15 protein-coding genes, 5 tRNA genes and 1 pseudogene are annotated in these 23,250 nt (G+C 60.5%); 12 read left to right on the forward strand and 9 right to left on the reverse strand.

All coding sequences use genetic code 11. The features are described from left to right. Nucleotides 1-252 precede the first annotated feature (252 nt). A pseudogene (locus tag CWR53_RS06675) lies at nt 253-1,958 on the forward strand (DEAD/DEAH box helicase). A 65-nt stretch (nt 1,959-2,023) separates the two neighbouring features. Here CWR53_RS06675 and CWR53_RS06680 read toward each other — a convergent pair. Continuing rightward, nucleotides 2,024-2,791, reverse strand: coding sequence for a class III extradiol ring-cleavage dioxygenase (locus tag CWR53_RS06680; RefSeq protein WP_100851099.1), 768 nt, complete (start codon nt 2,789-2,791; stop codon nt 2,024-2,026). Between the two features lie 100 nt (nt 2,792-2,891). On the opposite strand from CWR53_RS06680, the gene CWR53_RS06685 reads away from it, so the two are divergent. Beyond that, the gene (locus tag CWR53_RS06685; protein WP_058605779.1) at nt 2,892-3,542 is read left to right on the forward strand and encodes a thiopurine S-methyltransferase; all 651 of its coding nucleotides are present in this window, start codon (nt 2,892-2,894) and stop codon (nt 3,540-3,542) included. Nucleotides 3,543-3,621: 79 nt separating this feature from the next. Here the strand turns inward: CWR53_RS06685 and htpX are convergent, their stop codons facing one another. Both htpX and CWR53_RS06695 read right to left on the reverse strand, forming a co-directional pair. Further along, nucleotides 3,622-4,509, reverse strand: a complete 888-nt coding sequence (gene htpX / locus CWR53_RS06690; protein WP_023535364.1) for a protease HtpX — start codon at nt 4,507-4,509, stop codon at nt 3,622-3,624. A 269-nt stretch (nt 4,510-4,778) separates the two neighbouring features. After that, nucleotides 4,779-5,990: a pyridoxal phosphate-dependent aminotransferase gene (locus tag CWR53_RS06695; RefSeq protein ID WP_058605778.1), complete on the reverse strand. Its 1,212-nt coding sequence runs from the start codon at nt 5,988-5,990 to the stop codon at nt 4,779-4,781. A gap of 167 nt (nt 5,991-6,157) precedes the next feature. On the opposite strand from CWR53_RS06695, the gene msrB reads away from it, so the two are divergent. After that, nucleotides 6,158-6,553 carry a peptide-methionine (R)-S-oxide reductase MsrB gene (gene msrB, locus CWR53_RS06700; RefSeq protein ID WP_025338187.1) on the forward strand — a complete coding sequence of 132 codons (396 nt, stop codon included), beginning with the start codon at nt 6,158-6,160 and terminating at the stop codon, nt 6,551-6,553. Between the two features lie 13 nt (nt 6,554-6,566). Then, on the forward strand, nt 6,567-7,055 hold the full coding sequence (locus tag CWR53_RS06705; protein ID WP_058605777.1) for a glutathione peroxidase: 489 nt from the start codon (nt 6,567-6,569) through the stop codon (nt 7,053-7,055). Here the strand turns inward: CWR53_RS06705 and CWR53_RS06710 are convergent. Then, nucleotides 7,045-9,399: a response regulator gene (locus CWR53_RS06710; protein ID WP_100851100.1), complete on the reverse strand. Its 2,355-nt coding sequence runs from the start codon at nt 9,397-9,399 to the stop codon at nt 7,045-7,047. The genes CWR53_RS06705 and CWR53_RS06710 overlap by 11 nt on opposite strands. 194 nt (nt 9,400-9,593) lie before the next feature. Between CWR53_RS06710 and CWR53_RS06715 the strand changes: the two genes are divergently transcribed. Together CWR53_RS06715 and CWR53_RS06720 are read left to right on the forward strand one after the other, a co-directional pair. Further along, a complete protein-coding gene (locus CWR53_RS06715) occupies nt 9,594-10,484 on the forward strand; it encodes an ATP-binding protein (protein WP_058605775.1) in 891 nt (296 codons plus the stop codon). Beyond that, a complete protein-coding gene (locus CWR53_RS06720) occupies nt 10,481-10,963 on the forward strand; it encodes a GAF domain-containing protein (protein ID WP_058605774.1) in 483 nt (160 codons plus the stop codon). Before CWR53_RS06715 ends, CWR53_RS06720 begins: the two co-directional genes overlap by 4 nt. A gap of 54 nt (nt 10,964-11,017) precedes the next feature. Here the strand turns inward: CWR53_RS06720 and CWR53_RS06725 are convergent, their stop codons facing one another. After that, nucleotides 11,018-11,785, reverse strand: a complete 768-nt coding sequence (locus CWR53_RS06725; protein ID WP_023535381.1) for a hypothetical protein — start codon at nt 11,783-11,785, stop codon at nt 11,018-11,020. Between the two features lie 325 nt (nt 11,786-12,110). On the opposite strand from CWR53_RS06725, the gene CWR53_RS06730 reads away from it, so the two are divergent. From CWR53_RS06730 to CWR53_RS06755, 6 genes are all read left to right on the forward strand, one after another. Further along, nucleotides 12,111-12,186, forward strand: a tRNA-Glu gene (locus CWR53_RS06730). A gap of 4 nt (nt 12,187-12,190) precedes the next feature. Then, nucleotides 12,191-12,266, forward strand: a tRNA-Gly gene (locus CWR53_RS06735). A 92-nt stretch (nt 12,267-12,358) separates the two neighbouring features. Continuing rightward, nucleotides 12,359-12,434: transfer RNA gene (locus tag CWR53_RS06740), tRNA-Glu, on the forward strand. Nucleotides 12,435-12,436: 2 nt separating this feature from the next. Continuing rightward, nucleotides 12,437-12,512: transfer RNA gene (locus CWR53_RS06745), tRNA-Gly, on the forward strand. Nucleotides 12,513-12,598: 86 nt separating this feature from the next. Continuing rightward, nucleotides 12,599-12,674: transfer RNA gene (locus CWR53_RS06750), tRNA-Gly, on the forward strand. A 130-nt stretch (nt 12,675-12,804) separates the two neighbouring features. Continuing rightward, nucleotides 12,805-13,179 carry a type VI secretion system protein gene (locus tag CWR53_RS06755; RefSeq protein ID WP_241493125.1) on the forward strand — a complete coding sequence of 125 codons (375 nt, stop codon included), beginning with the start codon at nt 12,805-12,807 and terminating at the stop codon, nt 13,177-13,179. A 253-nt stretch (nt 13,180-13,432) separates the two neighbouring features. On the opposite strand, the gene CWR53_RS06760 is transcribed toward CWR53_RS06755, so the two are convergent. The 4 genes from CWR53_RS06760 to CWR53_RS06775 form a co-directional block, all read right to left on the reverse strand. Then, complete coding sequence (locus tag CWR53_RS06760) at nt 13,433-14,512, reverse strand: fimbrial protein (protein WP_058605772.1); 1,080 nt, start codon at nt 14,510-14,512, stop codon at nt 13,433-13,435. Between the two features lie 45 nt (nt 14,513-14,557). Continuing rightward, entirely contained in the window at nt 14,558-16,930 is a 2,373-nt protein-coding gene (locus CWR53_RS06765; RefSeq protein WP_375335487.1) for a fimbria/pilus outer membrane usher protein, read from the reverse strand. A 368-nt stretch (nt 16,931-17,298) separates the two neighbouring features. Beyond that, nucleotides 17,299-22,410: an RHS repeat-associated core domain-containing protein gene (locus CWR53_RS06770; protein WP_100851101.1), complete on the reverse strand. Its 5,112-nt coding sequence runs from the start codon at nt 22,408-22,410 to the stop codon at nt 17,299-17,301. Between the two features lie 2 nt (nt 22,411-22,412). After that, on the reverse strand, nt 22,413-23,000 hold the full coding sequence (locus CWR53_RS06775) for a hypothetical protein (RefSeq protein ID WP_138031810.1): 588 nt from the start codon (nt 22,998-23,000) through the stop codon (nt 22,413-22,415). Nucleotides 23,001-23,250: the final 250 nt, after the last annotated feature.

The following is a 23,250-nucleotide window of genomic DNA, read 5'->3' on the forward strand; positions in this document are numbered from 1 at the left end:
CAGCCGACATCCTCCCCAAACCCCGCGCCCTGAAAAAATTCCTCCCGTCCCGTTCGATTTCAGGTATAGTACGCGCCGGTCTTTTAGCGGGCCTCAAAAATCAGGCGGTGCAAATCCTCCGAGTCCAGCTTCGGCTGCACGTCCGCTAGGCGGACCTTCCCAAGTATCTTTTTCAATCGTTTTCGCAAATCCCCGCCGCCAAAGCTGCCTGGGTGACCTGTCGGTCTTTCATGGCTTGTGCAGCTTTGGAGCATGGGTCTTTGCGGATGCACTCTAGAGGCAGACCCATGACCCAGGAAATCGCCGGCTTCGCCGCTCTCGATCTCAATCCGAACATTGTTGCCGCTGTCGTGGCCACCGGCTATGAAGAGCCGTCGGCCATTCAGCAGCAATCGATCCCGATCATCCTCGCCGGTCACGACATGATCGGCCAGGCGCAGACGGGCACCGGCAAGACCGCTGCCTTTGCTCTGCCGATCCTCAACAAAATCGATGTGAGCAAGCGCGAGCCGCAAGCCCTGATCCTGGCACCAACCCGTGAGTTGGCGCTGCAAGTTGCAACCGCTTTCGAAACCTACGCCAAGCAGATGCCGGGCGTGAACGTCGTGGCCGTCTACGGTGGTGCCCCGATGGGCCCGCAGTTGCGCGCCATCCGCAACGGCGCGCAAATCGTCGTCGCCACCCCAGGCCGTCTGTGCGACCACTTGCGTCGTGACGAGAAGGTCCTGTCGACCGTGCAGTACCTGGTACTGGACGAAGCCGACGAGATGCTCAAGCTGGGCTTCATGGACGACCTCGAAGTGATCTTCGATGCCATCCCGGCTACGCGTCAGACCGTACTGTTCTCCGCGACCCTGCCGTCGTCGATCCGCTCGATCGCCGAACGTCACCTGCGTGAGCCCAAGCACGTCAAGATCCAGAGCAAGACCCAGACCGTCACCGCGATCGATCAGGCTCACCTGATGGTACATGCCGACCAGAAGATCCCGGCCGTGCTGCGTCTGCTGGAAGTCGAAGAGTTCGACGCGCTGATCGCCTTCGTGCGCACCAAGCAGGCTACCCTGGACCTGGCTGCCGCATTGGAAGCCAAGGGTTACAAGGCTGCTGCGCTGAACGGCGACATCGCCCAGAACCAGCGTGAGCGTGTGATCGACTCGCTCAAGGATGGCCGCCTGGACATCGTCGTCGCCACCGACGTCGCTGCCCGTGGCCTGGACGTGCCGCGCATCACCCACGTGTTCAACGTCGACATGCCGTACGATCCAGAGTCCTACGTGCACCGTATTGGCCGTACCGGCCGTGCGGGTCGCGAAGGTCGCGCACTGCTGCTGGTGACGCCCCGTGAGCGCCGCATGCTGCAGGTGATCGAGCGCGTGACTGGTCAGAAAGTTGCCGAAGCGCGCCTGCCCAACGGCCAGGCGGTGCTCGATGCCCGTATCAAGAAGCTGACCAACAGCCTGGCGCCGCTGGTTGCCGAAGCCGAAGCCACCCACGGTGAGCTGTTCGACCGCCTGACCGCCGACCTGGGCTGCAGCGCTCGCGCGCTGGCTTCTGCCCTGCTGCGCAAGGCCACCAATGGCCAAGCCCTGGACCTGGCAGCGGTAGAACGCGAACAGCCGCTGGTGCCAAGCTTCGCACCGCGTGGCGAGCGCACCGAACGTGGCGAGCGCCCGGACCGTGGCGAGCGCGAGCGTCGTGCGCCACTGCCGCTGGCAGAAGGCCGCGTACGCTGCCGTACCGCCCTGGGCGCACGTGACGGTATCGCCGCCAAGAACCTGCTGGGCGCCATCCTCAACGAAGGTGGCCTGGCGCGTGATGCCATTGGTCGCATCCAGGTGCGTGATAGCTTCAGCCTGGTCGAGCTGCCGGAAGATGGCCTCGAGAAGCTGCTGACCAAGCTCAAGGACACTCGCGTCGCTGGCAAGCAGCTCAAGCTGCGTCGCTACCGCGAAGACTGATCCCCAAGCAGTGAAAAATCCCCGGCCTAGGTCGGGGATTTTTTTTGCAAGCAATCAGACGCTGCCTAATCGAATCGGTAGATATCCATCCCCAGCGCACCCAAGGCAAAGCCTTGGTGCACCACACCAAAAGCCCCGCCCGCGCCTAGGGCGAAGAACAGCGGCAGCAGATGCTCATCGCTTGGATGGTTGCGCACTGCAAACGGCGCCTGCGCCCTGTAGTCGAGCAGGGCCTGGGAGTCGTCGATCTGCAACTTCTCTACCATCCAGTTCCTGAAGGCCAGCGCCCACGGTGCCATCTTGTCTGGTCCAGCCTGCCAGTCCAGTTCTCCAAGATTATGCGTGATGCTGCCAGAGCCAATCAGCAGGACACCCTCTTCGCGCAGCCCGGCCAGGGCCTGGCCAATGCGTACCTGCACCGTGGGGCCCAAATGGCTGGGCAAGGACACCTGCACCAGCGGGATCTGTGCCTGCGGATACATCAGCGATAACGGTACCCAGGCGCCATGATCGAATGGCCGCTCGGCGTCTGGGTGAGCGGGTAGCCCGGCCGCCTGCAAACGCTCACAGATACGTCGCGCCAGGTCCGGATCGCCCGGTGCTGGGTACTGCACGGCGTACAGCGCTGCAGGAAAGCCAGCAAAGTCATGCCAGGTGTCCGGCCTTGCGCCGCTCGTTACCGCCAGATCGCGGCTTTCCCAGTGGGCCGATACCACGACAATCGCACGTGGCGTAGACAGCTGTTTGGCCAAGCGCGCCAGTGCAGGCCCGCTGGCGCCGGGTTGCAATGCCAACATGGGTGAGCCGTGGGAGATGAACAAGCTGGGCAGCATGGCAGGGTCCTGAGGGTTAAGATGCACGCATCTTCGGCCAAGCCTTGATCGAATCCAAATCAAGTTATGGCTATGAACCATCGAATAATCGGGAGCAAACATGGAACCTGCATTCTGGCAGCAGCGGTGGGCCGACAATCAGATTGGCTTTCATCAAGCCCAAGTTAACCCCTACCTGCAGGCCTATTGGCCTGGCTTGCATCTGGCAGCCAACAGCAAGGTACTGGTGCCCTTGTGTGGCAAGAGTTTGGACGTACTGTGGCTGGCCGGGCAGGGGCACCGCGTGATGGGTGTCGAGTTGTCTCGTCGGGCAGTGGAAGATTTCTTCCGTGAGCAGGGGCTTGAGGCACAGGTTTCACACACAGGTGCATTCGAAGTCTGGCGCCATGGGCCGATAGAGCTGTGGTGCGGCGACTTTTTTGCGTTGTCGCGCAGCGACGTGGGTGACTGTACTGCGCTCTACGACCGAGCGGCCTTGATCGCCTTGCCCTCGGCGATGCGGGAGCAGTATGTCCGAGCGCTAACGGTTTTGTTGCCTGCCGGCACCCAGGGGTTGGTGGTGACCTTGGACTATGACCAGGCGTTGGTGGCCGGGCCGCCGTTCTCGGTGAGCGACGACGCGTTGCGGCAAGGGTTCGCCGGCTGGCAAGTGGATGAGCTCGAGGCGGTGCAGGTGATCGAGCAGAGCCCGAAGTTCGTGCAGGCGGGGGCCTCGAGCTTGTGGGAGAGGGTCTATCGGGTCAGCCGTTGAAACCGTTACCCAGCCTTGCCGCGTTATCGAGCACTCACAAAAAAGGCGACCGAGGTCGCCTTTTGCAGGGTGGGGCGGATCAACCGCGGCGGCGCAGGGCGTCGATGCGGTCTTCCAGCGGCGGGTGGCTCATCAGCAGGCCGGCCAGGCCCTGCTTGAGGCCGCCATTGATGCCAAAGGCCTTGAGCGTATCGGGCATGTGGACCGGCAGGCCCTGCTCCACACGCAGGCGCTGCAGGGCGCCGATCATGGCCGATGTGCCAGCCAGGCGAGCGCCGGCTTCGTCTGCGCGATACTCGCGGCGGCGCGAGAACCACATGACGATGATGCTGGCCAGAATGCCCAGAATCAGTTCGGCCACGATGGTCGCGACGTAGTAGGCGATACCCTGGCCTTCCTCGTTCTTGAAGATGACCTTGTCGACAAAGTTGCCGATGATCCGGGCGAAGAACATCACGAAGGTGTTCACCACGCCCTGGACCAGCGCCAGGGTGACCATGTCGCCGTTGGCAACGTGGCCGATCTCGTGCGCCAGCACCGCGCGCACTTCATCGGGCGAGAAACGCTCCAGCAGGCCTTGAGAGACCGCTACCAGCGCATCGTTACGGTTCCAGCCGGTGGCGAAGGCGTTGGCTTCATAGGCCGGGAAAATACCCACTTCCGGCATCTTGATGCCTGCCTCGCGGGACAACTCCTCGACCGTTTGCAGCAGCCACTGCTCATGACGGGTACGCGGCTGGCTGATGATCTGGGTGCCGGTGCTCATCTTCGCCATCCACTTGGAGATGAACAGCGAAACCAGCGAGCCGGCGAAACCGAACACCGCACAGAACACGAGCAGGCTGCCAAGGTCGAGGTCGACCCCGTTGGCCGCCATGAACCCGTTGAAACCGAACAGGCTCAGGGTAATGCTTGCAACCAGCACCACCGCAAGGTTGGTGGCCACAAACAACAGAATGCGCATCATGGTTGTTACGTTCTCCTGACGGATGAATTGTCGCTTACTGCGGGGTATATAAGGGGCCTGCCGCCGGGATTCAATCGACGGACTATTTCAAACTGTGTAAGCCGCAGTATGGCAGAGGAGGGGAAGCCGGCTGTGGGATAGAGCATTGCAGAATGTAAGAAACATGCTACGGCGCGCGTAAGGCTGCTCTTTTTCCTATGGCGGGCTCGCCAGCGCTCACAGCTTCAACCACGATTTCAGCCAACTGTGAGCGCCCGCGACGCGTGTGCTTACTGCGAATAGGTCCTGAGGAAATTACCGATTCGTCCGATGGCCGCTTCCAGGTCATCTACGCGGGGCAGTGTCACCACACGGAAATGGTCCGGCCAAGGCCAATTGAACGCAGTGCCCTGGACGATGAGCAGCTTCTCGGACAGCAGCAGGTCCAAGGCAAATTTCTCGTCGTTGAGGATCGGGCAGACCTTCGGGTCGATCTTCGGGAACGCATACAGCGCGCCCATAGGCTTGACGCAGCTCACGCCAGGGATGTCGTTTAGCAGCTCGTAAGTGCGGTTGCGCTGCTCCAGCAGGCGCCCTGGCGGCAGCACCAGGTCGTTGATGCTCTGGTAGCCACCCAGTGCTGTCTGAATGGCGTGCTGGGCCGGTACGTTGGCGCACAAGCGCATGTTGGCCAGCATGTCGATGCCTTCGATGTAGCTCAGGGCATGGTGCTTGGGACCGGAAATGATCAGCCAGCCGGAGCGAAAGCCTGCCACGCGGTAGGACTTGGACAGGCCGTTGAAGGTCAGGCACAGCAAGTCCGGTGCCAGGGAGGCCGTGCTGATGTGCACCGCTTCGTCATAAAGAATCTTGTCGTAGATTTCGTCTGAGAACACCACCAGGTTGTGCTGGCGAGCCAGTTCCAGCATGCCCCGCAACAGCTCCGTGGAGTAGACCGCGCCCGTTGGGTTGTTGGGGTTGATGATGACCAGTGCCTTGGTGTTGGGGGTGATCTTGGCCTTGATGTCCTCCAGGTCCGGGAACCAGTCGGCTTGCTCGTCGCACAGGTAGTGCACCGGTTTACCACCGGCCAGGCTTACGGCTGCCGTCCACAGGGGGTAGTCGGGGGCGGGGATGAGCACCTCGTCACCGTTGTTCAGCAGGGCCTGCATCGACATGACGATCAACTCGGACACGCCGTTGCCCAGGTAGATGTCTTCGATGCCGACGCCTTCGATGCCCTTTTGCTGGCAGTACTGCATCACCGCCTTGCGTGCGCTGAACAGGCCTTTGGAATCGCTGTAGCCCTGCGCGGTAGGCAGGTTGCGGATCACGTCCTGCAGAATTTCATCGGGCGCCTCGAAACCGAACGGCGCCGGGTTGCCGATGTTCAGCTTGAGGATGCGGTGGCCTTCCTCTTCCAGGCGCTTGGCGTGCTTGAGCACAGGGCCGCGAATGTCGTAGCACACATTGGCGAGCTTGTTCGATTTGCTGAACTGCATGATGGAATCCCGATTGAGAAAACGCGCTATGCCCGGCCGAAAGGTTTGTAAGGGCACAAAGCGGGTGCGAGACTGAACGCCTTGCACACGAAGCCAACTAATATACGTGCCACCCGCGCCCCGGAAAAGACGGCGCAGGGTGAAATTGAGCCTGCCGAGGTAGCCCCATGCAAAAGATCGAGAAAACCCTGGAACAGTGGCGGTCGATGCTCGACCCCGAGCAGTACCAGGTGTGCCGCCTAAAAGGCACTGAGCGCCCGTTCAGCGGCAAGTACAACAGCGAGCGCCGCGACGGCATCTATCACTGCATCTGCTGCGGGCTGGCGCTGTTCGATGCCCAGACCAAGTTCGATTCGGGCTGTGGTTGGCCAAGCTTCTACGCCCCCATCGAGGACAGCGCGATGATCGAGATCCGCGACACGTCCCACGGCATGATCCGCACCGAGGTGACCTGTGCCCGCTGCGATGCTCACCTGGGCCACGTGTTTCCCGACGGGCCGCCACCGACCGGGCTGCGCTACTGCATCAACTCGGTGTGCATCGACTTGCGCCCCCGTGACTGACCGGAGCTCGAACATGGCCGCATCGCTGCTGGATATTCCCTGTGTCACCATTACAGGCGAGCACAAGAAGCTGGGCGACTTCCCAGGCAAGGCCGTGCTGGTGGTCAACACCGCCAGCCAGTGCGGTTTCACGCCGCAATACGCCGGGTTGGAACAGCTGTGGCAGAGGTACCGTGATCGGGGGCTGATGGTGCTGGGCTTTCCCTGCAACCAGTTCGGCAAGCAGGAGCCTGGTGAGGCGCGTGATATCGCGCAGTTCTGCCAGCGCAATTTCGGCGTGAGCTTTGCGCTGTTTCGCAAGGTGGAGGTCAACGGCCCAGGTACCCATCCCTTGTTCGCCGAGCTCAAACAGCGGGCGCCCGGCATTCTGGGTAGCCAGAAGATCAAGTGGAATTTCACCAAGTTCCTGCTCGACCCAGTCAGCGGCCAGGTGGTGCGTTATGCGCCGACCACCAAGCCGCAGGCATTGGAGGCGGACATCGAGCGCCTGCTCAGCCGCTGACCGGTACCCAGCGATCGACCACGGCCAGCAGATCCTCGCGCCGGAACGGCTTGGCCAGGTAATCGTCCATGCCGGCCGCCCGGCATCGCTCGCGCTCCTCGGGCATTGCATTGGCGGTGAGTGCGACAATCGGCAGCCCTGGCCAACGGCCGCGCTCACGGATCCGCCGGGTGGCCTCGTAGCCATCCATCACCGGCATGTTGCAGTCCATCAGCACCAGGTCGAAGGCCTGCTCCTCGAGCCGCGCCAGGGCTTCGACACCTTGCGTGGCCAATTCGACCTGACACCCCAGCTTTGCCAGCATGCCCTTGGCCACCAGTTGATTGACGGGGTTGTCCTCCACCAGAAGGATGCGTGCCCGGCCTTTGGCTGTAGCGGTGGGCGGGGTTGCCAATGGATGCTCGGCATCGTGCCCTTGCAATACCCGATGCAGCGTCTGGTACAGCGCCCCCCGGGTCAGCGGGCGTGCGAGCTGATGCAGAGGAGCCATGGCCAACGCCTGTTCGCTGGGCAGGAAATTGCCGTAGGCAGTGACCAGCAGAATGGGTATCTGCGAAACCCTGCGCACTTCGGCCAGCGCTTGCACATCGTCAAGGATCAGCAGGTCGGTTGTGCCAGCCACGGTCTCAATGCCGTCGTGACGTGCATACGCCAGGCCCAAGGCCGGTAGCAGGCCAAGCATCAGCTCATGCAGGCCGCTGCCCGCTGCGGTCAGTGCAGCCACGCTGGCGTGCAAAGGCTCGGGCGCATCGGCCTTGGCGTAGGGGTTGAGGGGCAGCTCTGCGGTGAAGCGGCTGCCAAAACCGGGCTGGGACCGGATATGCAGATGCCCGTGCATGGCCTTGCACAGGTTACGGGTCAGGGCCAGGCCCAGGCCGGTACCGCCGTACTGACGCGTGATGCCTGCGCCGGCCTGGGTGAAGGGCTGGAAGATACGCGCTTGCGCATCTTCAGGGATGCCGATGCCGGTATCCCGGACTTCCAGGCGCACGCCGCCGATCATTGGCTCAAGCCTTACGTCCACCCGCCCGAAGCGCGTGAATTTCAAGGCATTGGATAACAGGTTGCCGACGATCTGGCGCACCCGCGTGGGGTCGCCCAACACGCTTGCCGGGAAGTCATGGGCAATCAGGCAGGTCAGTTCGACCCCTTGGGCCACGTTCTGCGACAGCAGGCTGGCGGTATCCTCGACCAAGGTCGCCATGTCGAAAGGGATGTGTTCGAGTTCAAGCTGGCCTGCATCGAATTTCGACAGATCGAGGATATCGTTGAGCAATTCGACCAAAACTTTGCCGGAATCATGGGCAATGGTCAGCTGCTGGCGCTGCTCGCCGGGCAGTGGGTTGTCCAGCGCCAGGGCGATCATGCCGAGCATCCCGTTGAGGGGCGTGCGGATTTCGTGGCTCATGTTGGCCAGGAACGCCGCCCGTGCATGGGCCATGTCCAGCGCCCGCCGCCGGGCCTGTTCAAGCTCCTGGTTGGTCAGGCTGAGGTTGTCGTTGCTCGCCTTGAGTTCGTCGGTGCGGGCCGCAACGATATTCTCCAGCTCGTTGAGGTACTGGGTGAGCCGATTCTCGGCCGTACGGCGCTGCTCGATCTCGGTGGACATGCTGACGAACTGCTGGTTGGCCACCTTCACCAGCACACCGATTTCATCGTGCTCATGACCGGGCGGGCATTGCAGTCGTCCCTGCATGGGCTTGCGCGCATCGCCGCCGCTCAGCGCACCGATTACCGTGACCAACGGCTTGGTCAGCATCATGTAGAACAGTGCCAGCAACAGGCCTGTCAGCACCAGGCTGCGGGCAAAGCCGTTGAGCAGGGTGAGGCCGGCGCGGTCGAGAAAACGCCGGCCGAAGGGGTAGGTGTCCACGTCCAGGTACAGCGTGCCCAGGTACTCGTCGGGCATGTGGGTGAGAAACAGGGGGTCGCGCAGTTGGCGATGATCGCCGAAGAGAAAGTCGCTGATCGGCCTGTAGCGGTCTTCGAGTCGCGGTCGCTCCACGTCGGCCAGCACCGTCTCGTTGTTGTCGATCAACCGTGCACGCACGATGGCAGGCGACTCCAGAAGCCCCCGGGTCAACTCCAGTGCCAGTTCCGAGTCGATGTTGTAGGCAATGCGCGAGGCCGGGTTGTGGCTGATTTGCAGCAGCGCACGCACTTCGCGGTTGATCGAGGCGTCTTCGCTGGCATAATCGATGCCGATCTGGACAAGACTGAGCAATGTTCCCAGGATGAAGCCAACCAGGACTGTCAACCGGGCTTGCTTGTATGACAGGCGATTGGTGAACTTGATATCCATGAGTCCCGAGCCGGTTCCACATTCCTTGCGCTGCGCAAGCATAGCCGATCGATCGCGGCTGCTGGCGGGTCTGTCACATATTCAGCCCTGATCAGGCTGACCGCCTGGGCTGGCCGTTTCATCGCCCAATAGCCTTGTACGCCATGGCACGGTGCTACGTGCCGTTGCGACTGTACGGGGCGGTGCAAGGATAACGGGCCACCCGCCAACCCGAATTCGAATGTGTAGGAGTCGTCATGGACGCCCGCTTGATTGCTTTTCTGGACCGCGCCGAAACGGTGCTGGCCCGTCTCGAACCGCTGCTGCCGGCACCGCGTCCGGAGATCGACTGGTCCGCGACCCTGGCTGCCCGTTGGCAGCGCGACGGCCGCAGTGGCTACCTGATGCCGCTGGAGGTCAGCCTGGATATCCGCCTGAGCGACCTGATCGGGGTCGACCAGCAGCGTGACCAGCTTGGCCGCAATACCCATCAGTTCATCAATGGCCTGCCGGCCAACCACGCGTTGCTGTGGGGCTCGCGCGGCACGGGCAAGTCTTCGCTGGTGCGCGCGTTGCTGGCCGAGCACGCCAAGGCGGGGCTGCGCTTGATCGAAATCGAGCGCGACCATTTGGCCGACCTGCCGCGGGTGGTCGAGCAACTGCAGAAATTGCCGCAGCGCTTCATCCTGTTCTGCGACGACCTGTCGTTCGAGGCAGGCGAGGGCGACTACCGAGTGCTCAAGAGCGTACTCGATGGCTCCCTGGAGCAGGCCCCGGACAACGTCCTGTTGTACGCCACGTCCAACCGCCGCCACCTGGTGCCGGAAAAACAGAGCGACAACGAAAACTGGCAGATGGTCGATGGCGAGTTGCATCCCAACGAAGCCGTGGAAGACAAGATCGCCTTGTCCGACCGCTTCGGGTTGTGGCTGTCGTTCTACCCCTTCAGCCAGGAGCACTTCCTCAATGTGGTCGAGCACTGGATCGGCCAGCTCGCGCGCCCGGCCGGGCTGCGCTGGCAGCGTGACGAAGCCCTGGACATACTCGCCGTGCGCTGGGCTACTGGCCGCGGTAATCGTAATGGCCGATGTGCCTATCAGTTCGCCCGCTATTGGGTCGGGCTGCAATTGCTGGAGCAAACCCGATGATCGATCTTAATGCCAGTGGTGCTGGCCTGGACGGCTACGCCCTGCTGGCGGCGCAAGTCCAGGCGCTGTTCGCCGACGAGCGTGACTTCACCGCCAACGCCGCGCAGTTCTCGGCCTTCGTCTATCACCAGATCGAAGACCTGAACTGGGCGGGGTTCTACATCAATCGCGATGAACAGCTGGTGCTCGGCCCGTTCCAGGGCCAGGTGGCTTGCGTGCGCATTCCCTTTGGCAAAGGCGTATGCGGCACCGCAGCAGCCACGCGGCAAACCCAGCGGGTAGAGGACGTGCATGCCTTTGCCGGGCACATAGCCTGCGACAGCGCGTCCAACAGCGAGTTGGTGATTCCACTGATCAAGGAGGGCAGGCTGGTGGGCGTGCTGGATCTGGACAGCCCTACGGTTGGGCGTTTCAGTGAAGCCGATCAGGCGGGGCTTGAGCAGCTGGCGGCGATTTTCCTGCAACTGACTGACTGCTGATCGCCCTGAGCCTGTACCGGCGGCATGCCTGAGCCGCCGGTACAGGCAAGATGTTCAGTCGTACATCGCCTTCTTCTTCCAGGTTTCCTCGTCGTCGGTCTTCAAGCCTTCGGTCAGCTCGTTTTCTTCGTCTTCGGTCGGCGCCAGCTGATCCAGCACTTGGGCGTTCACCCGCGCCAGCAGTTTTTCAAGGTACGTCAGCTGCTCTTCATAGACCTTCGGTTCGGGCTGCTTGCGCAGGTATTGCACGCCCCGTTCGAAGGCCAGGCGGGCCTGGCCGGGCTGTTCGTTCTGCAAGGCCTGCTGGCCGAGGTTGTTGAAGAACTCGATATGCAGTAATACCAGGATGTGGCGAATTTCCTTGAGCCAGTGCTTGGCTTCCAGAGCAGGTAAAAAGCCTTCCTGCGCGGCGCGGGTGATCTGGTTGTGCAAGGCTTCGAGCAGAAACCGCACGTCCTTGGCCTTGGCTTCGGTCAGAATCGGGTTGGGTGGGTTGTTGACCGGTATCTGCTCGCCCTTGGCGATCAGCGCTTCTACTTCAGCGATGCGCGCCTTGATGTCGGCATTGTGCTTGTCCAGGGCAAGCTGGCGCTGGTTCACGTTGAGTTCCAGCCGGGTCAGCAGCAATTTCAGCCCAGGGGTCATGTACTGCCCGGGGAAGGTTTCACTGATTTCGCCACAGCGACGCAGGCGATCGGCCAGTTCGATCTTCAATCGAGCGCGCTCGAGCTTGCCGTTCTCGACCACGTTATTGAGGTAGCCAATCAGAATCAGCAGTGCGATACCCGCCACGACGAGCAGGGTGATCAGTAGTGGTGTCACCGTGAATGCCTCATGAAATGGATTGCATCATTGAGTGTAGGGGCGAGGTTGCATAATCCCTGACAGCCTGTGTTCATTATCGGCCGTTTGCCCAGTGGCTGAATGCTGGCACATTTATGCGGCGCTGACGTCAGAAATTCAGCTCGGGCTTCGTATAACGCAGGGGCGAGTTGGGACGGCAGGGCGGGAAGTCATTGATTTAAATAAATTTCTACAAAAGGGTTGACGGCTTATCCATCCCTCCCTAGAATGCGCGCCACTTGCAGCGTAAAGCACACAGCAGAACGCAGCAGGAAGTGAAAGCAGGCAGTAATGCCAGCAGCGTGTCCCCTTCGTCTAGTGGCCTAGGACACCGCCCTTTCACGGCGGTAACAGGGGTTCGAGTCCCCTAGGGGACGCCATATTGCGGGAATAGCTCAGTTGGTAGAGCACGACCTTGCCAAGGTCGGGGTCGCGAGTTCGAGTCTCGTTTCCCGCTCCAAGTTCTCCGGCAACGCTTAACGGCGGTGCGGGAAATAAAAATCCAGTCTGAATCGTGAGGTTCAGGTGCTGGTGCACTGAAAAGTGTTGTGTGTCCCCTTCGTCTAGTGGCCTAGGACACCGCCCTTTCACGGCGGTAACAGGGGTTCGAGTCCCCTAGGGGACGCCATTGCGGGAATAGCTCAGTTGGTAGAGCACGACCTTGCCAAGGTCGGGGTCGCGAGTTCGAGTCTCGTTTCCCGCTCCAGTTTGAATACTGTGGCGTTCGCACGGTGCAGTGGTGGTGAAGGCTGTAAAGGCGCTTCACGCCGATTAGCGGTAAAGCTTCAAATTGCGGGAATAGCTCAGTTGGTAGAGCACGACCTTGCCAAGGTCGGGGTCGCGAGTTCGAGTCTCGTTTCCCGCTCCAAATATAGATTTACAGAGTTCCATGGAGGTCTGTAAGTCGTTGAAATCAGACGCTTCGGCGTCTTTTTTCGTTCTAGCCAAAGCCACTCCGATTCATGGGCATTCGGACTTTTTAGTCCAGAAATTAGTCCATGAAATGCGGACTCCCACCGTGGCGCAGCCGGCGACCGCTCAATGGCGCGGTCTTGCTGGTGGACATGACCAAGCTGTTCGCGCAAACCGAAAAAGAGCGCCGTGACCTGCCCTTCGTGCTGCGCGCTCGCCTCACGGAACTGGGTGGCGAGTTAGGCACTCGCCTGCCGTTGTACGTGGTGATGAGCAAGTTCGACCTGTTGGACGGCTTTGAAGAACTGTTTGCCAAACTCCCGGCGCGCGAGCGCAAAGAGGTGCAGGGCTTCACCTTCACGCTGGCGTCAGTGAAGGATTTCGATACCTGGCTGGAGGAACTCGGCGAGGCTTACCAGCGCTTCATCGAGCAGCTTGACGTTTTTCGAATTGCTGTGTGAGAGCGTCAAGTTCATCCTGCCCAACTGCGCGCAGGTGGTTGATCTCGTACTAAACTGCTGCAACGTCCAGGCGGCCAACGTACCTGCTTCGGTGGCCTTGAACAAGAAGCGTCAGTCGAAAGGGAAGCAGCCCTTCTTTGGGTACCAGGTGTTGCAGGTTGGCGCGCCGCGAGGTAGGAATTCTAACGTTCCTTTGGTGCGTTTTTTTCTGGAAAATGGCCCGGCCATGGCAATTCACACCATGGCCTGCCCTTTAGCGGTACTCGATGGTGAAGGTCAGTGCACCTTTGGCCTCGCCAGGGGTAACCGTCGCTTCAGTCTGGTAATACCGTGCGCGAAGATCAAGGCGCACCGTGCCAGGGGCAAGGGCCACCATATCCACGAACTCTTCCAGTTGCAGTGGGGTGTTGTCGCTGCGCAGTACCTGGATGCCGAGGCCGCTGGCGGTCGAGTCTGTGGTCAGGCTGAACAATCCAATGCTGCGGTCTATCGAGACGGAACCGTCTACGCCGTCCAGGCGCATGAAGGCGCGAGCGACGCTGCCGGCCGGATCATCCTCGCAGTCGCTGAGCGCGATAAAGAAGTCCACCGGGGCGGTGGTGCTGCCCGGGCCTGTGAGGTCGGCGATGTCGTGAGTGCCAAGTTGTACCGGGTTTGCACTGACTGCGTCGGCCTTTACTGTGCACTGGGCCTGCTGGACTTGCCCGACCAGGGTAAGCCTTACGGCATCTCCGACATCGCTGACTACACCCCTGACAACCTCTTGGTTGAACGAGCTGACGCCAGCTGGAATGGGGCCGGTCTTGATCAGGGCCATGTATTTGATGGTGAGGTTGCTCATCAGCATTGAGGTGGGCTGCATGTTCTGCTGGTTTACACCCACATAGGGAACGGCACCGACGCCCCCATCGTCGGCAAGGAACGCGTTGGTGGCCGAACCATTGAGGAAACCGCCCAGTTCCAGGTACAAGCCTACGCCCGGAATGTTGGTTTGCAGCACTTTGCCCGTCACATCTTTACCGTCGACAGGGGGGAAGGTGCCGGGGGCGATAGGTAATGGCGTACCCATATTGGCCGTGAGGGTTAGCGTGCCGTTGTTGTCGCATGCCAATCCAAAGCCGGGGCCCACTACGCCGGTAGTGGTGGTTGAGTAGATCTTGCTACCCACGGGTGCCTCGCGTGCCACCCACTTTACACCAGTCAGAGTATGGGTGAACTGCATGGGGCCTGTGACCGTTGGCCATTCGCAGCCCAGCGCATGGGCCTGGTTCGACATTGCCATCATCGTCGCCGCCGCAGCGATGCCGATGAAATAACGTGATAAAGAGGGCATGGTCGGTTCCTGTTGCAAGCATGCGGCTTCGTCGCACGGACTGAATCATGGGATAGGGCAGCGCAAGGTTTGCAAGTGGTAGCCTTGCTCTTGTGGCATGGTTGACGGGTCGATCTTCAGCAGGCAGCGCTGCTCGGCACGGTCGCCCCAGCGCACCTCCAGGGTTTGGGCCTCGGCACCGGTTGCAACCAGCGCCTGACCGGCCTGGCCCACTATTGCCAGGTGCTGGCCTTGCTGGTCATTAACCTGGGCGCCGAAGGGCAGTGGGCGGCCGTCGTTATGCTGTAGGGTGAGGATCAGGCGGGTAACCTGGCGCGCTTTGAAGGTTGCCAGGGCGACAGCGCCTCGGCGGGGTACAACCTGGGTGGCACCGTTTTCGATTTCCACATCAGGGCCGAGCTGATCGGTTTGCAGGGTTACTTGGTTGACCCGATAAGGGCGCATGTGCGGGGCCAGGATGTAACCATTGCTGTCGGTGCTGCCACCAGGCACGTTATCGACGCCAACACCGGGCACGTCCGGCACGTGCACCAAGGCAGTGGTCTCCCCCAGGTATTGCCCCAGCACGACGCCGCCCGCGTGCGCCAGCACCGCACCACTGGCGTTGACCGAGAGGCTACGGAAATCATCCGCTTCGGTATAGCCGGCACCCAGGTTCACTTTCTGTGTCTGGTAGCCCACCGAGACCGAGGCCGTCTTGTTCTGCTGTTGGTCGTTGGCCAGCGATGCCAGGTAGCTTAGGCGGTTGTCCTGCGAACCGCCGTTCAAGGTGGCGCGTTCACTGAAGTGGCCGTTGCTTTCCTGTACATCGAAACTTGCAGTGGTTGAGGTGCCCCAGCCCAGCGGAATGGTGACCCCCAGGCCAACGATGCGGTCACTGCCGCTGGTGTCGCTCAGCGACTGCGAGGCATACAGATTGATGCTGACGCGACGGTATTGGGTATTGAACTGGAACTGGTATTGGCGACGCTGGCGGTTGGTGTGCCAGTAATCGTCCTGGGACAGGGTCAGGCTCAGTGAGTTGCGGTTGTTGAACGTTTGGTAGATCGAGCCCTCCACGCGGCTGCGACGGTTGCCCTGGTAGCGGCTGGAGGCGTTGCGCTGCTGCACGGCTTCGTCGAATTCGCGATAACCCTCAGTGGAGTAGCGGTAGCCGGCGAAGCGCAGGCTGGTGCCGGTCTGAAAGGCTTTACCATAGCGTACGGAGTAACTCTGCCCCTGCACCTGGCCGCCTTGTTCGCCCAGGTCGGTACGGGCCTGGGTCACATCCAGCGATACTGCGCCAAGGGGGCCGAAGTCGCGAGCGATGCCAAGGTTGGCAGCATCGTAGTACTCGCTGCCCAGCAGCCCGCCATACAGTGTGGTGCCCCACTTGCCGCCGCGGGCCAGGGTGGCTTGCCACAATGCCGGGTTGTCGATGCCGTCGGCGCCATCATAGCGCCCGGCCACCAGGTTGTAGCGCCACACCCCTTCACGCAGCAGGTTGCTGAGCGTGGAATAAGGCTGGATGAAGCGGCGCACCTGGCCGTCGGCCTCGGTGAGGACGATTTCAAGGTCACCGCTGCTGCCACCAATGCCCAGGTCATTGATTTCGTATGGGCCAGGGGCAACGTAAGTGGTGTAGATCGGGTAGCCGTTCTGCAGCACCTCCAGTTTGGCGCGGGTCTGAGCCACGCCACGGATCACGGGTGCGTAGCTTTGCATCACGTCGGGCAGCATGCCCATGTCGGTGGCCAGTTGTACCCCTTTGATGGGCAGGCTGCGAAATACGTCGCCACTGCTGAAGGTTTCACCCAGGGTCAGTGTGCCCCATTGGCCGGGCAGGTCATGCTGGGCATAGGTGTTGAAGTGCACCCAGTCCTGCCCTTCGCCGTCGTCGCGCCAGCTTTGACTGCTGCGCAGGCGCCAGCCGCCCAGGTTGATGCCACCGTTGAGGTTCAGGTCCTGGCTGCTGTTGGACGTGCCGGCGCGGCCGCTGAAATGCTGTGCGGAGGCCTGATAGCTGACGAATGCGGCATTGATGCCGCTGTCCCAGCGCTCTGGTGCGACGCTGCCGGCCACATCTCGGCGCAGGGCGATCTGCGGAATGGACAGTGCCAACTGCAGTTGGCCGGGGTCCAGGTCGTAGGTGGTATCGGGTACCAGCGCGGGTAGGTCCACGCAGCGCTCGTCACTGGGCAAGGGCTCGGCCAGGCCCTGTTCGCGCAGGCCCAGCTCGCGCAACAGGTTGGCGCTGAGGCACGGCTCCAGGCCCTTGCCGTCGTTGCGTGCACGGAAGTCGATTTCGTGCTTGCCTGCCGGGGCCAGGTTGACCATGACTTCAACCTGGTAGCGGCCTGGCGCCAGCGACGCTTGATTGGCCAGCGTGCGCAGGGCGGCCACGCTGGCGTCGCTGGACTGGCCTGGGGTTTGGCGCATGAAGTTGGGGTTGAACTGCAGGGGGCGTTCTTCTGCTTGGGCCGGATCAGCAAGTAAAAAAGACAGGACGTAACCTGCCATGGGTAGACCCAAGGACAAGTAAGAAAGCGTAAGTTTTTGCCGATGGTGAGTCAGTTGGAACATATTAGGCACCGCTGATGTATGCCGCACATTGACTTTGGCGATCCGTCGGGGGTGGTGGTAGGGCGACGAGGCTACGGCAATATACGATAAGGTCGTGTAGGAAAAAGCTGATATAAAGTCAGAAAATCCTACACGTTGCCCTCTATATTCATAGGCATGAGGGCAACCCGTTTGTGGATTGTCCTTATGCGTGTATTACGATTTGATTGTTGGGGCGTATCCCTCTAGTTGAACTTCGGATTTTTAGGAGGAACGTAGCTGTATTTGGTTCGGCTTGGCCAGTGGAGTGTCCCTTCTTTTATTGCGCCGATCGCACTTCCACTCCAATCTCGAGTGGGCGCCGGAGGTACGACTTGAGCGGGCTCGGTAAACAGATTTTCTAACTGGTAGGAGCCAGTTGAATTACCAGATGCAGTCGACGCCGTGGACGCTGTAGACGCCGTGCTGCGAATCGAGTGTTGTGGCGTCATGGAAGTGGCCGCCTCAGCGAATGTTGTAGGGGCCATCTGCGTGCCTGCGTCAACGCCTATACCTGTTGCCACTGTTTGGGTTGAAATATTATTGTTGAATGGCGTTGTCACTTTGCGCCAGAGGAGTCGTTTGGGAGCATTGAATCTAGGCCCGAAGAAAACATCACCTTCTCTGGGGAGCACTTGCGGTCCGCTCAGCGAAGAGGCGCTGTCAGTTTGGGTGCCAATACTGGCGGCCTTGCCCGCTCCCTTCGCCGCCAACCTGCTGTAACCTATGATCCCCAACGTACTCAGTGCACTGGCAATCCCAAGCCCGAATGCCCAGTCATTAACCGTTTCGTTCATTGTCACCAGTCCTACCACAGAAACAACTGTGGCAGCCACGTCAATTGCCAGGCTGGCTGCGCCGAGCGAGAACGCCATGGTTAAGCCCACCGGCGGCAACAGCATGAAACTGACCACAGCGAAAACAGCACCCAGCGCTACACCAAGCCAGGAGCGCCAGTCGGCCTTGGGCTTGGGTTGTGCAACGGGGGGCACGTACGGGTACTCGGTGCTGTTACGCATGCCGTAATGGCCGCTTGGGTCGTACCAATTGACTGGGTTGCCGCCGCAGTACACATACGGGTTGATACCGGCATTTTCTGGTGACGCCGAGTCCGGGCTGTGGAAGCGCATCAGCCCTGGGTTATAGGCGCGGTAGCCGCGCCCCAGCAGCGACCAGCCTAGGGCGCGCTCGCGGACTTCGCCGTTGAAGCCAAGCAGGCCCACCAATGGGTCGTTGTCCGGTGAGTCGCCATAGGCGCTGTAAGTATTAGCGTGCAGTTCGTCTTTGCTGCATTCACCAATCACGCTGTTCGCCGCGTCGGTCATGAACAAGCGGTTGTCTGCTGTGCTGGCAGGGCGTTGCAGCCCCAGGGGGCGCTCGCCTGCGTACAGGTACTCGGTGAGCAAGTCGGCGTCGCGTGTACTGGTTAACCGGTAGCCCTGGTAACGGCGCGTCACTTCCGCGGCTTGCTCATGGCGCACACCTATCAGGTCGTTGTGGCCGTCATAGCGGTAGCGGTAGAGGGGTAGCCCATCGCTGGAACGTTGTACTTCCTGCAGGCGACCGCGGTCGTCGTATACCAGCTTGTTGCCCTGCTCATCGTTCAGCAAGTTGCCCTCGGCATCGTGCTCGAAGGCCTGGCTGGCTGGGTAATCTGGCTGCAGCGAGTGCTCTGCCAGTTTCAGGATGAAACCGTCGTAGGTGTAGAAAGCCTCGTCCGATGTGCCATCGGCAAAATCGGTGTAGCACTCGGTCAGGTTGTTCAGTTCGTCGTAGACGAAAAACTGATTCTTGATAAACCGCCCAGCCCCGTTTTGTGGCAAGGCAGTGCCTTGGCAGTTGTGCTGCTCCAAGCGGTCGAGCGTATCGTAGTCAAAGGTTTCCAGTAAGAGTTGCTTGCCGTCACGGGTAAGGGTGCGGCTACGTAGCTGGTCATCTTCCTGCCATGTCAGGGCGATGCTTTGGCTGAGGGTGGTGCCATCTTGCCGTGTGAGGGTTTGCTCGCGATTTATTTCCCTACCCAGTTCATCGTAAGTCTGCAGGCACACCAATACCTGGGTGTTGCTCAGGTCTTGGGTGGTGGTTTTCCATAGCCGTCCGAGAGCGTCATACTCGAACTGGGCAACCAGGTTGCCCTGGCAGGTCTTTTCAAGTTGGCCCAGGTCGTTGTAGGTGTGGTCCACCTGAACGCCGTCACTTTCCCGATAGCCTAACTGCAAGCCCTGCAGCGAACTGCGGTAGTCGCAATGGTGGCCGATGGCGCCCTCGCCCCCCCATTGGGTTCTCAGCAGGTAGCCTTGATCGGTGTAGGTATAGCTATGCGTGCCTTGGACGTCGCTGGCCGAGCTGATGGACGAGGTCCTGGCGTCGTAATCGAACGTAGCGCTCTTAACTGTGTTGACGTCGATCTGGCTGGGTTGGGCAGAGCGCGTAGGGCGGTAGTGGTAGGTAAAGGTCCGCTGCGCTGTTGTGCGGGTTTCTACCAGCGAGGTGTTGCGCTTGTAGGTATAGGTTTCCTTTTGTTTGCCGGCCGTCAGGGACTTCAAGCGCTCCAGGCCATCGTAGTCCCGTTGCCAGGCAAGGGTGGGTTCAAGGTCTTTACGCCGCTCGACCAGCAGCTGTTCGGCCAACGGGGCGGCACTGTGCAGCGCGAAGCGGCTGAGCACGGCCGACTGGTCGGGCCGTTCGCTACGGGTCACCCGGCCTTCGGTGTCGTAGGTGTATTTGCTGATCCGGCTGACCGGCTTGTCGTTCCGTTTGAAGGTGTGTTCTTCAAGGGTGCAGCGGCCAAGGCCGTCGTAGCTGAAATCCCGGCGGCCAACGATATTGCCTGCGTCGTCCAAGCGGTATTGAGCTGCCGGTTTGTCGAAGCGATTGCTTTCGGCAACCTGCTGCTGCTGACGCACACCAGGGTTGCCCGGTGTTTCGACCCATTGGGTGACGATGTCGCCTGCTTCGCCGAACGGGGAGAATTCGCTGTGCTGGGTAACGCCGTGGGGCAAGGTGGTCTTGCACAGCTTGCCCCAGGCATCGTATTCGAAGGTGGTTTGCAGCGTCAGGGTCTTGTCGTCGAAGTAGTCGAAAAAGGTTTCGTCTTTCAACTGGCCCAGTTCATCGTAGTTGCGCTGTGCTACCCGCTCACGCTTGCGTGGTTTCTCATCGCCCGCTGCGGTGTCTGGGTCTTGTGCAACTTCCGCTTCGCGTTCTTCGGTCACCATGCGGCTGCAGCCATCGAAGGTGAGCACGGTGATCACGCCGGTACTGCTGGTGACCGACTGCGTGGCCAGCCCGGCAGCGCCTTCTTCGGGATGGTTCACTAGCCCGTACTGATAGTGCTGCTTGGACTCCTCCATGCCCTGGCCCGGCGCTAGGGTTTCCTCCACCACGCGGGCCAGGGCGTCGTAGCGGCGGCGAATGCTGTTGCCGGTGTCATCTTCTTCGTAAACGTTCTGACCATGCAGGCTAGATACGGCCATGCTGGTGGTCTTTTGCACCAGATCGAAGCCGAGCATGGTTTCATCGGTCCAGTACTCCAGGCCATAGACGTCGTCGACGACCTTGCGGTACCCCCATTCGATACGTGAACTGCGGCTTTCAATGGCCCGGCGCACCGTGTCGGTACTGTCGTCACCATAGCGGGTGGTTACCTGGTAGTCGGGGCGGCCGTGCAGGAAGGCATTGTCAGGCAGGTTCAGGTAGCCCCGTTCCACCTTCAGCAGCAGCTGTTCGCGCTCATCGGGCTGGCTGGGATTGAACACTTGCAGCACTTGTTCTTCACAAGGCGCAAGCCACTGGCTCGCCTGGCCAAGGCTGGCTAGCGCCGGGAAGGCTTTGTAGGTTAGCCGCGTACGTTGCACGGGGGCGTCGTTGGGCATATTGGGCACGGGGTAAACCGTCTTGCATTTCAAATTGCGCACAAAGCCCTGCGGGTCAGGCGGACAGGCCCAGGTGTCTCCGTCTTTTTCGCCTTCCTTGTCATAGTACTCGTAGGTGGTGCGTACACCGGTGGGGGCTTGCTCCTCGGTGACGTTGCCGTAATCGTCGAAATGGGTGATCGCGGTTTCCAAGTGCAACTTGCTGGCGTCATCACGCAGCTTCCAGCGTTTGGTGATGGTCTTGGGCAATTGGAAGTAGCGCGGCTGATCGTCGAAGCCGATGCCGGGGCGTTCATGGAAAACAGTTTCGGTTTCTTCGATATGGCCATCCTGTTCGAGCGTTTGCCTGGTCATCAGGTGGTAGCGGTTGAACGTCTGTGTCTGCTTGCGTGCGACCTTGCCTGCTTTCCAGTAATGGGCGGTGACGCTGTAGCGGTAGGAGGATTGTGCGCGGTACAGGTTGTCTTCGCCGTCGTCACGCCAGCTGATACCGCTGTTGCTGCCGACAAAGCTGTGTGCCACTTCGATGTTGTTTTCCTCGTCGAAGTGCTTGTAGGTGTAGGTCGTCCTCATCGGTGGCTGATCGGCGCGGGGCTTGACTTCATGGCTGGTTACCCGTGGCCAAGCCCTTTGAGGGTTTGTCCCGGGCAGCAGATGGCCAGGGTCGTCATTCTCACCGTAGCGGATTTCCTCCACGGTGCCCGAGGGTGCGGATACTTTGGCAAGGCAGGTTAGACCGCGGGCGGTGGTGTAGCCGAAGCGCCAGTTGCCGCCCACTTCAGGAGGCAGCTTTACCTCAACCAGTACTCGGTTTTTAAGTTCCAGCATGTAGCGCATGAACGGAAGGCCTTCAGGACCGGCCCCAGGGTGAACATCAATGGTTACCCTGCCATCGGTGTACTTCAACGCCAGCAGCTGTGCGCCATAGTCATCAACGATTTTTTCCAGCCGGCGGTTTTCAGGGACGTAGCTGAGGGTTATCCCGTGGCCGGAGGGCGCCCTGACTTTGCTGGGCAGCGCAATAGGGTTGAGCACATCGTGCAGGGTCAGTATTTCCACAAGGCCAGACTTGTGCTCCACCCGGTACGAGCCATTTTCGCCGTCGTCGTAAAAGTGAAAGCTATGAATTTTCTTTTCACGCATAGCCGGTTGCGGACCACTGCCTGTGACCTTGTAGCTTTCCCCCGTGTGCAAGGTAAGCATCTGGGTTGCGGGGTCGTATCGGGTCAATGCTAACTGCCAGCCGGTGCCAAACCCCGAGTCTTGTGTGTTGAACGGGCTGTACGACAGGCGCAAGGGCAGGTTGGGGCCGGTCAGGTCATTGCCGGCCGGCATTTGCAAGTCGATCGCCAGGTTGTATTGGCCCGTGCGCTGGTCGATCTGGTTTTGTACAGCGCTCTTGAAGTTGGTGGCGTTGCTGTGAGCACCCGCAGAACTGGCCATGTTCAATTACCCCTCTCGGCAAAGGTGACTACGACACAGGCGAGCTCTCCTTGCTTGATTGGGTCACCTTTGCCGGTCACCCTGAAGCCACGGCTTGGCGCATTGCTATCGATGCCGTTGTTGGTCAGGTAGCCCGGTTTCTCGGGGCTACCGGCGTAGGTCCATAATTTGTCGATGCCTATTTTTTCCAGCGAAGCGTTGGCTCGGCTTGTATCGAGTTCAACCCAGGCGCTGTTGACCTTTTCACAACGCTCGTTATTAGTGAGCAGAAGCGTCGATTTGATCGGTACGTTCCGAATGCGGATGGCATGCGGCGCTATGACGCTACCGTCTACTTCCGCGCACTCTTTTTTGGGGAGCAGTTTCTGGGGTAAGCCGCCAGGTATTGCCGTCAGTTCCAGCCCGCAAGCAGGCTCGGTGTTGTTATCCACTGTCTGGTACAGCGCGAGCATAGGCGTTGGGTCGGCCTGGGGTGAATCTGCGGTGCCAGCACCCAAGGCGGCTGTGCCATACACAAGCACGGGTGCGGCCAACATCAACTGTTTCATGGCCGATGGGATGGCTAGGCGCCAGCAGTTTAATGGTCTCATATTTAGGCTCCCTGTTCGTTCAGGTGACTTGAACAGTTAGAAGAAACGTATTTACGTCGTTGGGTGAATAAGGCGGTGTGTTCGGAGCTTATTGAACTTGTTGGGGTGTGACACCTATTAGAATTAACAGGTGCGCTAAAGGTGCCTGCGTGGGCATCGAGGGGCATGCAGTTATTTGAAGGGTTGTCACCTGGTAGATTTATCAGGTGCAAGCGTGCCTTGAGCGGGCGTGCTACCTGTTATTTCTGCC

The sequence above is a fragment of the Pseudomonas sp. SGAir0191 genome (assembly GCF_002812565.2).
Taxonomy (GTDB): domain Bacteria; phylum Pseudomonadota; class Gammaproteobacteria; order Pseudomonadales; family Pseudomonadaceae; genus Aquipseudomonas; species Aquipseudomonas parafulva_B.

What these genes read in the sequence shown, in the direction of transcription:
- CWR53_RS06680 (WP_100851099.1), bottom strand. Translation starts at nt 2,791, where the DNA reads ATGCTGCCCAGCTTGTTCATCTCCCACGGCTCACCCATGTTGGCATTG.
- CWR53_RS06685 (WP_058605779.1), top strand. Translation starts at nt 2,892, where the DNA reads ATGGAACCTGCATTCTGGCAGCAGCGGTGGGCCGACAATCAGATTGGC.
- htpX (WP_023535364.1), bottom strand. Translation starts at nt 4,509, where the DNA reads ATGATGCGCATTCTGTTGTTTGTGGCCACCAACCTTGCGGTGGTGCTG.
- CWR53_RS06695 (WP_058605778.1), bottom strand. Translation starts at nt 5,990, where the DNA reads ATGCAGTTCAGCAAATCGAACAAGCTCGCCAATGTGTGCTACGACATT.
- msrB (WP_025338187.1), top strand. Translation starts at nt 6,158, where the DNA reads ATGCAAAAGATCGAGAAAACCCTGGAACAGTGGCGGTCGATGCTCGAC.
- CWR53_RS06705 (WP_058605777.1), top strand. Translation starts at nt 6,567, where the DNA reads ATGGCCGCATCGCTGCTGGATATTCCCTGTGTCACCATTACAGGCGAG.
- CWR53_RS06710 (WP_100851100.1), bottom strand. Translation starts at nt 9,399, where the DNA reads ATGCTTGCGCAGCGCAAGGAATGTGGAACCGGCTCGGGACTCATGGAT.
- CWR53_RS06715 (WP_058605775.1), top strand. Translation starts at nt 9,594, where the DNA reads ATGGACGCCCGCTTGATTGCTTTTCTGGACCGCGCCGAAACGGTGCTG.
- CWR53_RS06720 (WP_058605774.1), top strand. Translation starts at nt 10,481, where the DNA reads ATGATCGATCTTAATGCCAGTGGTGCTGGCCTGGACGGCTACGCCCTG.
- CWR53_RS06755 (WP_241493125.1), top strand. Translation starts at nt 12,805, where the DNA reads ATGAAATGCGGACTCCCACCGTGGCGCAGCCGGCGACCGCTCAATGGC.
- CWR53_RS06760 (WP_058605772.1), bottom strand. Translation starts at nt 14,512, where the DNA reads ATGCCCTCTTTATCACGTTATTTCATCGGCATCGCTGCGGCGGCGACG.
- CWR53_RS06765 (WP_375335487.1), bottom strand. Translation starts at nt 16,930, where the DNA reads ATGCGCCAAACCCCAGGCCAGTCCAGCGACGCCAGCGTGGCCGCCCTG.
- CWR53_RS06770 (WP_100851101.1), bottom strand. Translation starts at nt 22,410, where the DNA reads ATGGCCAGTTCTGCGGGTGCTCACAGCAACGCCACCAACTTCAAGAGC.
- CWR53_RS06775 (WP_138031810.1), bottom strand. Translation starts at nt 23,000, where the DNA reads ATGAGACCATTAAACTGCTGGCGCCTAGCCATCCCATCGGCCATGAAA.